The 14,031-nt window shown below is 62.9% G+C and carries 13 protein-coding genes; 10 read left to right on the top strand and 3 right to left on the bottom strand.

Going from position 1 to position 14,031, the window contains the following annotated elements:
- Window positions 1-165 precede the first annotated feature (165 nt).
- The 9 genes from TQ38_RS04915 (at window position 166) to TQ38_RS04875 (ending at window position 9,381) form a co-directional block, all read left to right on the top strand.
- Window positions 166-675 (top strand): RNA polymerase sigma factor, encoded by a 510-nt coding sequence (locus tag TQ38_RS04915; protein ID WP_043980084.1) that lies wholly within the window; start codon window positions 166-168, stop codon window positions 673-675.
- A gap of 109 nt (window positions 676-784) precedes the next feature.
- Window positions 785-1,753, top strand: a complete 969-nt coding sequence (locus TQ38_RS04910; protein WP_043980086.1) for a FecR domain-containing protein — start codon at window positions 785-787, stop codon at window positions 1,751-1,753.
- Between the two features lie 104 nt (window positions 1,754-1,857).
- Complete coding sequence (locus TQ38_RS04905; RefSeq protein ID WP_052506011.1) at window positions 1,858-4,254, top strand: TonB-dependent receptor; 2,397 nt, start codon at window positions 1,858-1,860, stop codon at window positions 4,252-4,254.
- A gap of 22 nt (window positions 4,255-4,276) precedes the next feature.
- On the top strand, window positions 4,277-4,996 hold the full coding sequence (locus TQ38_RS04900; protein WP_240197955.1) for a TonB family protein: 720 nt from the start codon (window positions 4,277-4,279) through the stop codon (window positions 4,994-4,996).
- Between the two features lie 191 nt (window positions 4,997-5,187).
- Window positions 5,188-6,030 carry a carbonic anhydrase gene (locus TQ38_RS04895; RefSeq protein ID WP_240197954.1) on the top strand — a complete coding sequence of 281 codons (843 nt, stop codon included), beginning with the start codon at window positions 5,188-5,190 and terminating at the stop codon, window positions 6,028-6,030.
- Between the two features lie 162 nt (window positions 6,031-6,192).
- Window positions 6,193-6,567, top strand: coding sequence for a hypothetical protein (locus tag TQ38_RS04890; RefSeq protein ID WP_043980090.1), 375 nt, complete (start codon window positions 6,193-6,195; stop codon window positions 6,565-6,567).
- A gap of 122 nt (window positions 6,568-6,689) precedes the next feature.
- Window positions 6,690-7,682, top strand: coding sequence for a L,D-transpeptidase (locus tag TQ38_RS04885; protein WP_043980092.1), 993 nt, complete (start codon window positions 6,690-6,692; stop codon window positions 7,680-7,682).
- Window positions 7,683-7,773: 91 nt separating this feature from the next.
- Window positions 7,774-8,628: a hypothetical protein gene (locus TQ38_RS04880; RefSeq protein ID WP_043980095.1), complete on the top strand. Its 855-nt coding sequence runs from the start codon at window positions 7,774-7,776 to the stop codon at window positions 8,626-8,628.
- 54 nt (window positions 8,629-8,682) lie between these two features.
- Window positions 8,683-9,381, top strand: coding sequence for a hypothetical protein (locus TQ38_RS04875; RefSeq protein ID WP_043980097.1), 699 nt, complete (start codon window positions 8,683-8,685; stop codon window positions 9,379-9,381).
- A 159-nt stretch (window positions 9,382-9,540) separates the two neighbouring features.
- On the opposite strand, the gene TQ38_RS04870 is transcribed toward TQ38_RS04875, so the two are convergent.
- The 3 genes from TQ38_RS04870 to TQ38_RS04860 all read right to left on the bottom strand — a co-directional run bounded on the left by TQ38_RS04870 (window position 9,541) and on the right by TQ38_RS04860 (window position 12,634).
- On the bottom strand, window positions 9,541-10,623 hold the full coding sequence (locus tag TQ38_RS04870; RefSeq protein ID WP_082057971.1) for a hypothetical protein: 1,083 nt from the start codon (window positions 10,621-10,623) through the stop codon (window positions 9,541-9,543).
- 93 nt (window positions 10,624-10,716) lie between these two features.
- Window positions 10,717-11,913 carry an IS256 family transposase gene (locus TQ38_RS04865; protein ID WP_043970547.1) on the bottom strand — a complete coding sequence of 399 codons (1,197 nt, stop codon included), beginning with the start codon at window positions 11,911-11,913 and terminating at the stop codon, window positions 10,717-10,719.
- 205 nt (window positions 11,914-12,118) lie between these two features.
- On the bottom strand, window positions 12,119-12,634 hold the full coding sequence (locus TQ38_RS04860) for a TetR/AcrR family transcriptional regulator (protein ID WP_113941885.1): 516 nt from the start codon (window positions 12,632-12,634) through the stop codon (window positions 12,119-12,121).
- 152 nt (window positions 12,635-12,786) lie between these two features.
- Between TQ38_RS04860 and TQ38_RS04855 the strand changes: the two genes are divergently transcribed.
- On the top strand, window positions 12,787-13,734 hold the full coding sequence (locus TQ38_RS04855) for an alpha/beta fold hydrolase (RefSeq protein WP_043979970.1): 948 nt from the start codon (window positions 12,787-12,789) through the stop codon (window positions 13,732-13,734).
- The last annotated feature ends 297 nt before the right edge of the window (window positions 13,735-14,031 follow it).

Raw genomic sequence — 14,031 nt, 5'->3', positions numbered from 1 at the left:
AACGTGCATGAACCTATGACAGCGTTTCATGAAACTTTCTCGCGATCGCCCGTCCGGCTGAGTTTGCCTTCTCAATCCCTCCCGGCAAATTCCGGACTTGGAACAACTGTCGCCACACAACGCAATTGCGAATTAATCGCAAAGCCGATAGCTGCTCGCCCCGTCATGAGTTCCACCGCCCAAGCCCTGACTTCCCTGCTGATCAGGGAGCGTGCGTCTATCATCCGGCGCGTCGAGGGTATCGTCGGCAACCGCGCCGATGCGGAGGAGGTCACGCAGGCGTTATGGTTCCGGGTGCAGGCGGTCGGCGACGAACCGCCCATTCTGCGCAAGCGCGCGTTTCTGTTTCGTCTCGCCAGCAACCTCGCTCTCGACCTGCGGCGCAGCGTCTCTCGGCGGGACGAGGTGGCTGGCCAGATCCTCGCGATGCTGTCGGAAACGGACGATGCTCCCGGCCCGGATCGCATAACCGATTCCATCACCATCCTGTCGCGGGTGCGCGCCGCAGCCCAGGCGCTGCCCGAACCGACGCGTACCATCTTCAGGCTCAACCGCTTCGAGGGGATGAGCCAGAGGGCCATTGCCGAACAGCTGGCCATCAGTACCACCACAGTGGAGAACCACGTCCGCCGGGCCCTCGACGCATTGGCCCGCGCACGCGATGGCGAATGCTGACGCGGCAAGCCGATCGTTTCAAAAAATATTACGATGATGGTTGGGTCAGCGCCGATGACATACGTCATAGGAGCTAAGAACCGCCACTGTACCAGGGAGAGCGAAGTCGATGGAGCGTGCCGCCGCAAATGATCGAGACGATGCCGGTGCGCAGGCCCGTCGCTGGATCGCGCGGCTCGCGTCGGGGAGCATGTCGGCCGGCGATCTGGCAGGACTGAACGATTGGCTGGACGCCGCCCCGGAACATCGCCTCGCCTTCCAACGCGAGCGCCGGACCTGGCAGGACCTGGCGTCTCTGGAAGAAGCGTTCGTGCCGGCCACCCATGGCATCGACCATGCGGGAGGACCGACGCCCCGCCGCTTGAAACCCGTGGCGACAGGTCTCGCCATCGCCGCCTGCCTTGCGTTGGTGTCGGCGATGCCTGCGGTCCGGATATGGTTCCAGGCCGACTATGCCAGCCCCGGGACACAGGCCCGCCCCATCGTCCTTGCCGATGGCTCGCGCGCGGTGCTGGATGCGGACACCGCGCTTTCCGTGCAATTCGATCATGGGGAACGCTCGGTCGTGCTGCTGAAGGGCAGGGCCTGGTTCGACGTGCGCCACGGCGATGTCCGCCCGTTTCGCGTCCGTGCGGGCGCGGGCGTGATAGAGGACCTCGGCACGGCCTTTGCGGTCGAGCTGGACGGCCCGGATGTGGACGTCGGCGTTACCGAAGGGTCGGTGCGAGTCACCGGGGGAACCGGCAGGCCGGTTCGGCTGACGGCAGGGGCTCGGGGGCGATATGGGTCGGGTGCTGCTCAGCGGCTCGCCGCGATCGACCCGGCCCTGATCGCGCGCTGGCGCGAGGGCGAACTGCTGCTGCGCGCGGTTTCGGTCAAGGCCGCGATCGCCCAGGTGTCCCGCTATCGCGCGGCGCCGGTCTTCGTCTGGGGCGACTTGCCCGCAGCGGCGCCGATCAGCGGCAGTTTCCGCACCAATCACCCTGACGACGCGCTGGACACGCTGATCGACATGCGCGGCCTGCAGCAGATGCGCCTTCCCGGCGGCATCGTGATCGTGCGCGCACCCACGGAATAAATTTCGGCGCGCCCTTGGGTACGCCCCCTCCCCATTCGTCTGGAAGAGGACGATGTTGCGAATGTATCGCAAGATCGTCCCGCATTCTGCTTCTTGGGGGGTCTATGATTTCGAAGTCTCGTTCGGTGTTCGCCGCGTTCCTGCTTGCCGGCGTCGCGCCCGCCGCGCTCGTGCCCGGCGTGGCGGCTGCCCAGTCCGCAGACCAGCGCAGTTTCGACATTCCCGCGCAGTCGCTCGAAGCCGCGTTGCTCGCCTATATGCGCCAGTCCGGCGTCCAGGTCGGCTATGAACCCGGCGACGTCGCCGCGCAGACCTCCGCACCCGTTTCCGGAACGCTTTCATCCGGCGATGCGCTGTCGCGCATGCTGAACGGCACCGGCCTCATCTATCGTTCCACCGGCGGCACCGCCGTCCGCCTTCAGCGTCTTGCCAGAACCGGCGACGGCGCCACCCAGCTTGGCCCGGTGCGCGTCCAGGGACAGTCCGGTACCGTCTCCGCCAGCGCGCCGATGGAAACCGCCACCGGCCCGGTCCCAGGCTACCGCGCGACACTGAGCGCCACCGCGACCCGCACCGACACCGCCATCCGCGACGTGCCGCAATCGATCCAGGTCGTGCCCCGCACGGTGATCGAGGACCAGGCGGCAGTTCGCCTGACCGACGTGGTGCAGAACGTCTCGAGCGTTCAGTTGAACGGGACTGCCGGCAACCGGGCGGAAACCTATAACATCCGCGGTTTCGTCGCCTCGCGCTATGCGATCAACGGCTTCGCGCTGAGCAACGCCGCCGAACGCCCCGAAGCCTTCCTTGATCTGGCGAACGTCGAGCGCGTCGAGGTGCTGAAGGGGCCTGCCTCGGTGATGGTCGGCCTGACCGATCCGGGCGGTGTCATCAACATCGTCACGCGGGCACCGAGCAAGACCTTCTCGTTCAATGGCGCCTTCCAGGGTGGCAGCTTCGATTTCTACCGCGGGGAACTCTCGGTGAGCGGTCCGCTCAATGCATCGGGCACGCTCAGTGCGCGTGCCACGGGAGCGATCCAGACCGATGGGGGATTTCGCGACCAGGCGCGCGACAGTGAGCGTGTCTTCGGCGCGGGTGCGCTGCGCTGGGAGCCCGATGCGCTCACGCGCGTCGACCTGACGGTCGATTATCTGGATTCCAAGCAACCGTTTGACCGCGGCCTCTACGCCGATGCCAATGGCAACTATCCGCATGACGCAGGCAACTTCCTGGGCGAGCGCTGGTCCACCAACTCCTCGGAGAAGCTGGTGGTCGGGTTGGCGGCCCAGCGCCAGGTTGTACCATGGCTCATGCTGCGCGTCACAGGTCGCTATACCGACGCGACCTCGTTCGACAGCAATGGCGTCGACTTGCAGGGCCTAGAAGCCGATAACCGCACTTTGCGCCGCCGGGTTACCACCCGCACCGAAGCGCCCGAGGATCTCACGATGCGCTTCGAGGCGCTGGCCGACGCCTTCACCGGCGGCATTGAGCACCGGATCATGGTGGGCGCGGAACACAATCGCGGCGACTTCCGCTTTCGGTCCGCCCGCGCCAACATCGGGACGATCGATATCTACGAGCCGGTCTACGGCACCACTCCGGTCCCGGTGACCCGGGAGAATGCGAACTACGACTACGAAGCCCGCAACTGGGGATTCTACATCCAGGACCAGATCAGCCTGGGCGAACAGTGGAAGGCGCTGGTGGGCCTGCGCTACGACCGTGCCAAGAGCTACACGGACGACGTCTTCAACGATGAAGTCACGCGCACCGACGTGGACGCACTGACCTGGCGGGCGGGCCTCGTCTATCAGCCGACGACGGCCGTCTCGCTCTACGCCAGCTACACGCGCAGCTTCATCCCCCAGCAGGGCCAGACGGTCGATCTTGCCCCTCTCGATCCCGAAAAGGGCGAGCAGTTCGAAGCGGGCGTCAAGCTTGACTTGATCCCCAATGCGCTCTCACTCACCGGGGCAGTGTTCCAGATCACGAAGCAGAACGTCGCGACCGAGGACCCAGCCGATGCCGACTTCTCGATCCTGACCGGCGAGCAACGGGTGCGCGGTGTCGAATTCGACATGACCGGCGATATCCTGCCGGGCTGGAGTATCATCGCTAACGTCAGCTACCTCGATACCGAGATCGCCCGCGACAACGTCTTCGCGGTGGGCAACCGGCTGACCGGCGTGCCCGAGCTGAGTGGCCGCCTGTGGACCAGCTACAGCGTCCGCCAAGGCGCGTTGAAGGGATTGTCGGCGGCCGGGGGCATCCGCGTCGTCGACAAGCGGCAGATCGATCTCGACAACAGCTTCACGATCGCAGGCTATCACACCTTCGATGCCTCCGTCCGCTACGCACTGGACGAGCACTGGGAACTCTCGGTCAATGCCCAGAACCTGACGGACAAGTTCTATATCGAGGGCGTGCAGAGCGAGAGCAACCTCTACCCGGGCACCCCGCGCCGCATCACCGGCACGATCCGGGCGCGCTTCTGAGGGCGATCCGATGGGCCGGCACATGACAATCGAACGCGCCCTGGCCGCTCCCGCACCGCACGTGTCGGAGCAGGTGGTGGCGCTGCGCTACGGCTATCACGCCCGCCGATGGTCGCCGCTGTCGGTCCTCCTCACGCTGCTGGTCCAGCTGATCCCGATCGTGATCGCCTTGTGGGTGTGGCAGCCGGCGCTTGTCCAGATGGTGCCAGCAAAGCGCTTGGCAGTGTTCGACGTGCCGACCGAGAAGACGTCGGGGGCGCAGCCGGAACCGGCCGAACCCGACCAGTCCGTCGAAGCCCCCGCGGCCACCCAGCCGCAACCGAGCACGCCAGCGGCCGCCCCGGCGATGGCCACACCGGCGGTAACGATCCCGCTAACCGCCACATCTGCGCAACAGGCGGCCCCGCCACCTTCCCACGCACCGCTGGCGAAGCCTGTGGGCGGACCGCCGTCGGAGAAACCGGCCGACTGGCAATCGCGCGTCCTCGCACGCCTGAACGCCGTGAAGGCCTATCCCTCCTCCGCCCGCGCCCGACGCCAGCAGGGGGTCGTGCTGATCCGCTTCACGCTGGACCGCACCGGCGCCGTGCTCGCCGTCGCTCTTGCGCAGACTTCGGGCTTCGCGCTGCTCGACCGCGAGGCCCTGACTCTGCCCAGGCGCGCCTCGCCGCTGCCCCAGCCGCCGGAGGACGTAAAGGGACAGCGGATCGAACTGGTGGTCCCGGTCGAATTCCACTTCTGACAACGCCCTGATTCCAGACGTTCCCGCGCCCGAGCCGGCTGCCCGATTCCGGCCCTACGTTCATCGCCTTGAAGTGGGACTTGACCGTCGTTCGCGGGGATAATTACGAACGGCAGCTCCGGACGATAGCTGTCGTTCGGCGCATACCGACATAAGGCAAGCTGCACTATCGAAATTGAACTGATGGGCGAATGCTGAGCCAAGATCAGTCATCCCCGAACTGGCCCGTATCCGGCCGCGATGATATTGTATGCCGATCAAGACGGGGGATTAAAATGTCGGAGAAACGATTCGCTCCAGAGGAGCTGCTGAACCGCTGCCAGACATCGCGCCGCCAGGTGTTGGGGGCATTGGCCGCAACAAGCGCCATAGCCGGAATGGGTGATTCGGCTATGGCAGCGACGCCTATGGGAACGGTGACCGACGCTGCTCTGACGCCAGACCAAGCACTTAAGGAAATCCTGGATGGCAACGCACGTTTCGTCGCCGGCGCGCCAATAGCGCATACGCGCGACCTCGCCATAATCAGGGCCCGGGCCGCAGAAGGGCAATGGCCTACCGTTGGCGTACTGTCCTGCGCGGATTCGCGGGTGCCGGTCGAGATGGTATTCGATGAGCCGATCGGACGACTGTTCGTGACTCGCGTTGCCGGCAATATCACCACGCCGGAGATCATCGCCAGTCTAGAATACGGCGTGGCTGTTCTGGGCATAAAGGCGATCGTCGTCATGGGCCATTCAAGCTGCGGGGCCATCAAGGCGGCAATGGAAAATCCTGAAGTGCCAGGCCAGATCAGCGCGCTGTTTCCAGCGATCCTGCCAGCAATCTACATGACCCCAAGCCGAGATCCGATGGCGGTTACGCGGCAGAACGCCGTGATCCATGCGGCGACCCTCATCAACTCATCCACGGTCATCGAGGCGAAAGTGAATGCGGGAGAATTGAAGGTGGTTCCGGCGGTGTATGACGTAGCCACGAGCAAGGTCGAAGTGCTGCCGATCCCGCGCGCCCTGCGGCAGACCGCAGCAAAGTAGACTACCGATGCTCCGCAGATCGCCCCGTTCTCTGCAACCGCTGGGGCCGGCCGTCTCCCTGGCTTGTAAGCGGGGGCAGCCGAACCTCCGATCTGCTCACTGCCAGGCCCAGGACATCCTCGTCGTTCGCGATAGTGTCATCTCAGACCAGGGAAAATTTTAATGGTTCGGCTCAATCACCTCCTCGCCATTGCCGCCGCGTTCTTGCCCGTTGCCGTTGGTGCACAGATCGACGACGAGATCCCGCAAAGAAGTGCGCCGGAACCTGGTGACCCGGAGGCGAGACGCAAGGCGCTCAACGAGGAGCAGGTCGCCCGTGCGACGGCCGACATGGAAACCTTCCTCGAGCGGCGTAGAGCACGAGAAGCTGCTATTGCTACCATAGAAGCCCGCAAAGCTCGTGACGACGCAGCCTTTGACGAGGCAACGCGTCAGCACGAAGCGGAACTAGCGGCCTATCAAGCTGCCAGGACCGAATGGGAGCGCACGAACCCAGCGTGCAAGCGCAAAGACCCGATTGGTTGCCCGGCGCCCTGAAGAGCGTAAACAATAGGGGGAATTGATTGGAAATACGCTGGGTAGCCGCTGTCAAATCCGCTGTCGTTGGGTTAGCGATGCCCTCCCCGCAGTGGGAGCGGGGTACACGGCTGGGGGGGAAAGTGAAATATTGCAGCACTGTGGTAGCCGGGTTTGCCCTTGTTGCCGTGACCACGCCCGCTGCCGCGCAAGGCGCAAAGGCCAGTTCTCCCCCCGAGTTCGCGCGCTTGATCGAGCAGCTCAAGCCGGGCCAATGGGTCTGGGCACCGCAGGTGTCCCCCACCGGCCCCATTCTCGTCTATGTGGACCTCTCACGCCAGATCGCGCTCGTCTACCGTAATGGCGTGCGGATCGCCGCGACGACCGTATCGAGCGGCAAGGCCGGCCACGATACGCCAACCGGCGTCTTCACCGTTCTCCAGAAAGACGCCGAGCACCGGTCCAGCACGTACAACAACGCCCCCATGCCCTTTCAGCAGCGACTGACGTGGGACGGGGTGGCGCTGCATGCCGGAGGCTTGCCGGGCTATCCTGAAAGCCATGGCTGCGTTCATCTGCCCTACGAGTTTGCGCGCGAGCTGTTCGGGATCACCAGCGTCGGCATAACCGTAGTGGTCGACGGCGATGCCGCCAATCACGTGCGTACCAGCGCGAACAGCCTGCTGGCTCCCTTCGATGCAAAAGGTCAGTCGCAGGAGGCCCGGCCGCTGCGCGGCGCCGAATACCGCTGGACGCCGCAGCTTTCGCCGACGGGGCCGCTTAGCATCATAGTCTCGAAATCTGACCAGCGCATCGTCGTGCTGCGCGCCGGCATTGAGATCGGACGCGGCGCGGCGCACATCGACGACGACGATCCGGGCTCGCACGTCATCACGCTCACGGTAAAGAACGGTGAACCGCGCTGGGTCTATGTGGGCATGAATGGTCACGCGGAAGACGAGGACAAGGCCGTGGACGAGGCCGTCATCAACCGCGTGCGCATGCCCCGCCGGTTCTACGAACTGATCAAGGCGCAGCTCAAGCCCGGAGCCACGATCCTGGTGACAGATTCCCGCGTGGGAGCGGAGCCCTTGGAGCGTTTGACGATCATGGACGCGGTAGTGCCCCGGCCCTGAGATGTCTGATGCTGCCATGCTGCAGACTTGAAACGGAGCTAATTGTTCGATGCGATGTTATGCAGGTATAATCAGTAGGGAAGGCGCTCAAATGAAGGCTATCACCGTTACAGCGTCCATCATCGCGCTAAATGTCCTGGCGGGCTCGGCGCAGGCGCAGACGCCGTCCAGTCTCAACGATCTTGTCGGTGCCCGGGCCGTTGGCGCAGAAGCCCAAATGCAGTCGCGTGGCTACAGCCTCGTAAAAACGGAAAAAGGTGACGACCGCAGCTACACGTATTGGTGGAACGCCTCGAGCCGGCAGTGTGTAAGTGTCGCGACAATGGACGGCCGCTATAATTCCATCACGTCCACCCCGGCGCCCGACTGTGGTCAACAGGCAAACCGGAACAGTTCCAAAGACAACCGGGGCTATCGTCCGACCCCCGGCTATACCTATGGCAATTCCGCTTCCAATCAGCGCCAGTCCCCCAGCTACGTCGAAGATCGAGACCGCGCCGGGGATCGCTATCAAGTAGGCGGTCAGGATGTCGACCTGGGCCTCGTCTGTTTCGGTGACGGCCAGCGGCCGGGCTTTGCGACCACCTACGGATATACCTGGAATAGCCGGACCCGGCGCTACGATTACGGCAACCGCACGGAGATGACCGGGCAGCAGTTCGATGCTTCGGTCATGATTCAGCTCTGGCCCGGCGGCGGACATATCCGCCTTCCCAAAAAGCTGGTTCCACCGATCAACAGCCGAGGCAACGATGGCTGGTGGGGTCTGTACGATGTCGAAATGGGCCCCGACGTGATCCGCGCGAAGTACCGGCTCAACGGGCTCAACAAGCCGGTTATCACCATCAACCGACGCAGCGGCCAGATCAGCATCAAGGGCACCGATCCTTACGCTTTTCGCGGCGGCTGCGACCTGATCGACGGCGAGGATCACCGCCGCTTTTAATCAGTGCCATGCAGGCCCGCTCTGCCGGGCCTGTATCACTTCGGGAGAATGCGCATGAACTGGAAACATGGAACCCTCGTTGCGGCCGTTGCAGCTGTCGCGGCGATACCGGCAGTGGCACAGGCACCCATCAAGAGCGAACGGGTACAATTCCTGCGCGGAGCCAGCTCGGCTACCGTGCGCGGGACCATTCGCGGGTACGAGACGGTCGATTATATCGTCGGGGCCAGAGCTGGGCAGTCGATGTCCGTCTCGCTCAAGACCACCAGCACGTCCGCTTATTTCAATGTCTTGTCGCCCCGATCGCAAGAGGCGGTCTTCAACGGCTCCATCGCCGGCAGCCGCTTCGATAGCCGCCTCCAGGATTCAGGCGACTACCGAGTTCGCGTCTACCTGATGCGCAATGCCGCAAGGCGCGGCGAGCGAGCCACTTACAGTCTGACGGTAGCCGTGAACAGCCGCCCCGGCAGCGGCGGTCCCGGCAATGGCGGCCCTGCTGTTCCGGGTCCTGTCGGCTCTGGCCCCCCTGTCTCGCCGGGCAATATGCCTGCGTTCTGCCGGGGCGAGGCATCGCGCCAGTATGGCGTTCGGCCCAACTACATCACCACCGGCCGCGTCGTCGCCGATCGCGGTGGTAGCGTGATCGATGGGTCCGCCGATCAGGGCCGCAACGGCATCAAACGCTTCCGCTGTCGCTTCGATGGACGTGGACGCTTCATCGATGTGATGGCGATAACCCGGGACGGCCTTTGAACTGACCCATTCCGTCACCTGCATGTCACGGCGCAACTGCCGCCGTGACATGCAGGTGAATAGCCTGCGTTTGCCCGCAGTCTAATCTGCGTTGGGCATCCGAGCCCCGCCGAAGGGCCAGGCAAGTAACTGCGATGTTTCTTGCCGATCCATGGGTCTTCAGAGCTTGCCGGCCAATCTTTCCTGACGGTCGATGGTGCGTGCCCATTTTACCGACTGCACCTGCCATTTGGGATCGGCCTGACGCAGCAAAGTCAGAATTCCCTGCAAGTGGCCCGCCCCATATGTCAGGTAAATTCGGCGCCGGGGCTCAGCTATAAGCGCCCTGGCTAGAACGCGATTGCGATAAACCAGGATAAGCTTGTTCAATTCGTCCTGAGATGACTGGTGCATCGCGAACGTCATATACCCGCGGCATAGGACCCCACCGATTTCGCGTTGCCCAGCGCTTCCTTTGCGCAGAAATTCGACAAGGCGCTCCAGCCCGTCGGTCTCCTCGTCGGTCTTGGTGGTTTCACGAACGCGCATCGCCGCCGCGAAGGCGGCATCAGAGCGCATCAGCCGGTCGTACTCAGCATGGAGCTGCGCGGTATCGACGTCGGCGACAACATGCGCCGCAGGATGCTCGCGCACGTCACGGCCAAGCAATCCAAAATAGTCACTTTGGAACCGCAATCCGCACACTTCACCCAGTTCGCGATAGGCGCTGCTCAGGTCGGCACCGCCGGTGATGGTGGATGCGAACCAGGCATCGTTTGCCGGGGTAGAAGGCTTGACGCCTTCGTAGTACGCCACCGAACCTCGCGAAAGCGCATCCTCCAGGTCGTAGACCACCGTCTTGAAGAAGACCTCGGTGCCCACGTGCTGCATGCCTTGGAATACGATTGTCTTGTGGCCATTCGACAAAACCGCCTGCGGTACCATGGCCGGAGAGAACTGCGTGAACGTCGCAGCATAATAGACAGGTGACGCCGCCAATGCGGTCAGAACAAACGTGCTGGCGATTGTGCCTATGATCCACCTGTGGCCAATACGCCCACCGCGCACGCGTGAAAGGAGAAATGCCAGGAGACCGGCTATGACACCCGCCACCAGAACGATGCCTACCAATACCAACGGCGATGCCTGAAGCACTATGGGCAGACCGAGCAGGAATGCGATACCTCCCAGGAACCATAAGATTGCCGTGATCCGAACCCGCCAGAGCGGGGCACCGGGTTTCAGACTTTTCGCTGGGATCATACCACCCCCTATCTGGCGGGCCGATCAACGCCTCGGGTCGTGTCCCGCGGGGTGGTGTAGGAACCGTCGATCCACGGCAGGATCAGGTTCAGGTCAGGCTGCCAGTGCTGGCAAGCTGACGATAGGGTTATGGCTCACCGAGCCGAGGGTTTCCAGTGTCATGTAGCGGCGCGATACCGCCCACTCATCGTTTTGCTCCAGCATGAGTGCTCCGACGAGACGAACGACGGCAGCGTCATTCGGGAATATGCCGATCACGTCTGCCCTTCGCTTGATCTCCTTGTTGACCCTTTCCAGTGGATTTGTGGAGGCGATCTGCGCCCAATGATCCTTGGGGAAGGCCATGTAGGCGAGCACGTCTTCGCGTGATGCGTCCATCATGTCGGCCAGCTTTGGAAACTTCTCGCGCAGGGCATCAGCAACTTGGTCCCACTGCTGGTGCGCTGCCTCGGCCGTTTCCTGCGCGAAGATGGTCTTGATCATGGCAATGACAGCGGGTCGTTGTTTCGGCGCGGCATGGGCAAACGCGTTGCGCATCCAGTGCACCCGGCAGCGCTGCTGGGTTGCGGCAAATACCTTGCTGGCCGCGGCGCGCAGCCCTTTGTGATCGTCGGAGATGACCAGCTTCACACCTCGCAGGCCGCGATCCGCCAGCGAGCGCAGGAAGGCTTTCCAGAAGGGTTCGGCTTCCGACGGGCCGGTGGCTACGCCCAGAACCTCGCGCCGGCCATCGGTGTTGACGCCCACCGCGATTATCGCCGCCGTCGAGACAATCCGTCCGCCCTCGCGCACTTTGAGGTAGGTGGCGTCGATCCATAGATAGGGCCACTCGCCTTCAATCGGTCGCGTGAGGAAAGCGTTCACCCGCTCGTCGATCTCGGCAACCAAACGGCTGACCTGGCTCTTTGAAACACCGCTGGCGCCCATCGCCTTAACCAGATCGTCGACCGAACGGGTCGAAACACCGTGGACGTAGGCTTCCTGGATCACTGCCGCCAAGGCCTTCTCGGCAGTGCGGCGTGGCTCCAGGAAGCTTGGGAAGTAACTGCCTTTGCGCAGCTTCGGGATCGCCAGATCAATCCGGCCAGCTCGCGTATCCCAACCTCGCTCGCGGTAGCCGTTGCGGTGGTTCAGCCGCTCAGGGCTGCGTGATCCGCAAGGCACGCCCGTCTTCGCCTCGATCTCGAGATCCATCATACGCTCTGCGGCGAAAGCCAGCATCTCACGCACCAAATCGCTATCAGCCCCTTGCTCAATCAGCTCGACAAGGGCCATTCTGTCCTCGGTCATCGTCTTCTTCTCCAGGTTCGAGTTCGCATCCGAACCCTACCAGAAGATCGACGGTGGCCACCCTCTCAGGGAAACCTTCCTACACCACCCCGCGGGACACGACCTCCACAATGCGTTGCCACAACGTTTTAGAAACGTGGGGAATAATCAAAGTCGTGCCAGCACCGTAACGCCCGCTTCAATAGCTGCGCGCTAACGCAGCGCCCTATGCCCTCCTGGCAACGACACCGGCTACGGTCTCGTCAGCGATGCGAGATAGCTCTTCCGCTGTTGCTCCGTCTCGCGCTTGCACCGACATCCCCTGCTGCACCGCGGAAAGGTAGGCGGCAAGCCGCTCTGCCTCTGGGCGATCGAGCCATCGGGACAAGGCGTCCGCAATGCGGTCGCGTAAAGCGCGTCGCCGATTGCCCAGTTCGCGTGCGAGTTCCCGGTGCTCGATCGCGCCTTCGACCAAGCCGGTCGAGATCATGCAACCGCGATCGTCAGTCGTAACGGCTTGGATCGCAGCATTGAGTAACCCTGAGACCGCCTGCGTTAGGGTCTCGGCGCCTTCCATGCCGTTCAATGCACCGGGCCGGCCCGCGTAGAGGTCCAGTGCTTCGCGGTAGATGCCCGCCTTGCTCCCGAACGCGGCGTAAAGGCTGGGAGGAGCGATGCCGATCGCGCTCGTTAAGTCGGCAACTGATACACCTTCATACCCATGCTGCCAGAACAGGCGCATCGCGGTCTCGATCGCCTCATCTCGATTAAAGGTGCGCGGGCCCGCGGAACGTCGCTGTCGTGGCTTATCCATAGCGATCACTAAACGCGGCTTGACTCCAAAATGCAATACGTTAGTTTGTATCGATCACTAAAGATTAGGAACGTATTCGCATGGACCGCTTGCCCTTTCCGACCGTCACCGGGTTCGGCTCCCTTCACGGCGCCCCCAGCCTTCCGTCAGGCTTTGAACAGGTATTTGAAAGCTATCAGGTTCCGACTGGCGAAATAGCGCTTCACGCGGTGATCGGGGGAGACGGCCCTCCATTGCTGCTCCTTGGCGGTTGGCCGCAGAACTGGTACATTTGGCGAGACGTGATGTTGCCTCTGGCGAAACGCTTCACTCTCATCGTACCTGATCCGCGCGGGCTCGGCATCTCGGACAAGCCCGAGAACGGCTATGACACTGGGACGCTGGGACGTGATCTCTTCGGGCTCATGACAGCACTGGGCCATGAACGGTTCGCGATGGTCGGACATGACTGCGGCATGTGGGTCGGTTATGCGATGGCGTCGGATCAGCCAGAGCGGATCGAACGGATCGCGCTCGGAGAAGCGATCATTCCCGGCGTCGCCGTTTCTCCGCCGCTGATCTCTGACGATCGGCAGTTGAGCGACTTCCTGTGGCACAACAATTTTTGTCGCGTCCGCGGGATCAACGAGCAGTTGGTGGTCGGTCGCGAGGAGATTTTCTTCGACTACCAGTTCACTAAGATCGTGGTGCCTAATCCTATACCGGCCGACATCCGCGCCTTCTACATCGACCTTATCAAGCGCGATCGTCGAACGCTGCGCGCGAGCTTCGACTATTACCGTGCGATCGACGACGACATACCTGCCAATCGCGAACGGATGAAGACCAAACTGACCATGCCCGTGCTCGGGTTCGCGGGTGAATTAGCGTGCGCTGGTGCTGTGGAGGAGCAGCTTCAGCGTGTAGCCGAAGACCTTCACTGCGTTGTGATCCCAGATTGTGGGCACTTTGTGCCAGAAGAAACACCGGACGCGTTGCTGGCGCTACTAACGCCCTTCCTTGAGCCGTATCGCACCCGGCCTCGCTGATCCTGCGGTGAGTACACCGGTGGCGCCCTCTGCGGGGCGCCGCCGGGCCCGGCTCCTCCCACTAACCAACGACCATTTTTGGCAAAGGATGCGCCGCAGTGAATCAATATACACGCGAACCTTGGCCGAGAGACCCTGATATGTCGGATAGATCGCATGAATTTCGATCGGGGTACGCTGCCACTCGGGGATCAAGCGACGAGCGTGCCGGCACCAATTCCGGACGCAGCACTATAGTTGGGCATGGGGTGAATAAGCAGCAAGTCATTCAGCTGTTTAGGTGGAGTGCGATGCTCC

This window comes from Novosphingobium sp. P6W, assembly GCF_000876675.2.
In the GTDB taxonomy this organism is placed as follows: Bacteria; Pseudomonadota; Alphaproteobacteria; order Sphingomonadales; family Sphingomonadaceae; genus Novosphingobium.
This window is presented reverse-complemented; position numbering and strand designations above follow the sequence as displayed.

Bases quoted from the DNA above. Each gene is read 5' to 3' on its own strand.
- TQ38_RS04915 (WP_043980084.1), top strand. From the start codon at position 166: ATGAGTTCCACCGCCCAAGCCCTGACTTCCCTGCTGATCAGGGAGCGT.
- TQ38_RS04910 (WP_043980086.1), top strand. From the start codon at position 785: ATGGAGCGTGCCGCCGCAAATGATCGAGACGATGCCGGTGCGCAGGCC.
- TQ38_RS04905 (WP_052506011.1), top strand. From the start codon at position 1,858: ATGATTTCGAAGTCTCGTTCGGTGTTCGCCGCGTTCCTGCTTGCCGGC.
- TQ38_RS04900 (WP_240197955.1), top strand. From the start codon at position 4,277: ATGACAATCGAACGCGCCCTGGCCGCTCCCGCACCGCACGTGTCGGAG.
- TQ38_RS04895 (WP_240197954.1), top strand. From the start codon at position 5,188: ATGCTGAGCCAAGATCAGTCATCCCCGAACTGGCCCGTATCCGGCCGC.
- TQ38_RS04890 (WP_043980090.1), top strand. From the start codon at position 6,193: ATGGTTCGGCTCAATCACCTCCTCGCCATTGCCGCCGCGTTCTTGCCC.
- TQ38_RS04880 (WP_043980095.1), top strand. From the start codon at position 7,774: ATGAAGGCTATCACCGTTACAGCGTCCATCATCGCGCTAAATGTCCTG.
- TQ38_RS04875 (WP_043980097.1), top strand. From the start codon at position 8,683: ATGAACTGGAAACATGGAACCCTCGTTGCGGCCGTTGCAGCTGTCGCG.
- TQ38_RS04870 (WP_082057971.1), bottom strand. From the start codon at position 10,623: ATGATCCCAGCGAAAAGTCTGAAACCCGGTGCCCCGCTCTGGCGGGTT.
- TQ38_RS04865 (WP_043970547.1), bottom strand. From the start codon at position 11,913: ATGACCGAGGACAGAATGGCCCTTGTCGAGCTGATTGAGCAAGGGGCT.
- TQ38_RS04860 (WP_113941885.1), bottom strand. From the start codon at position 12,634: ATGCGCCTGTTCTGGCAGCATGGGTATGAAGGTGTATCAGTTGCCGAC.
- TQ38_RS04855 (WP_043979970.1), top strand. From the start codon at position 12,787: ATGGACCGCTTGCCCTTTCCGACCGTCACCGGGTTCGGCTCCCTTCAC.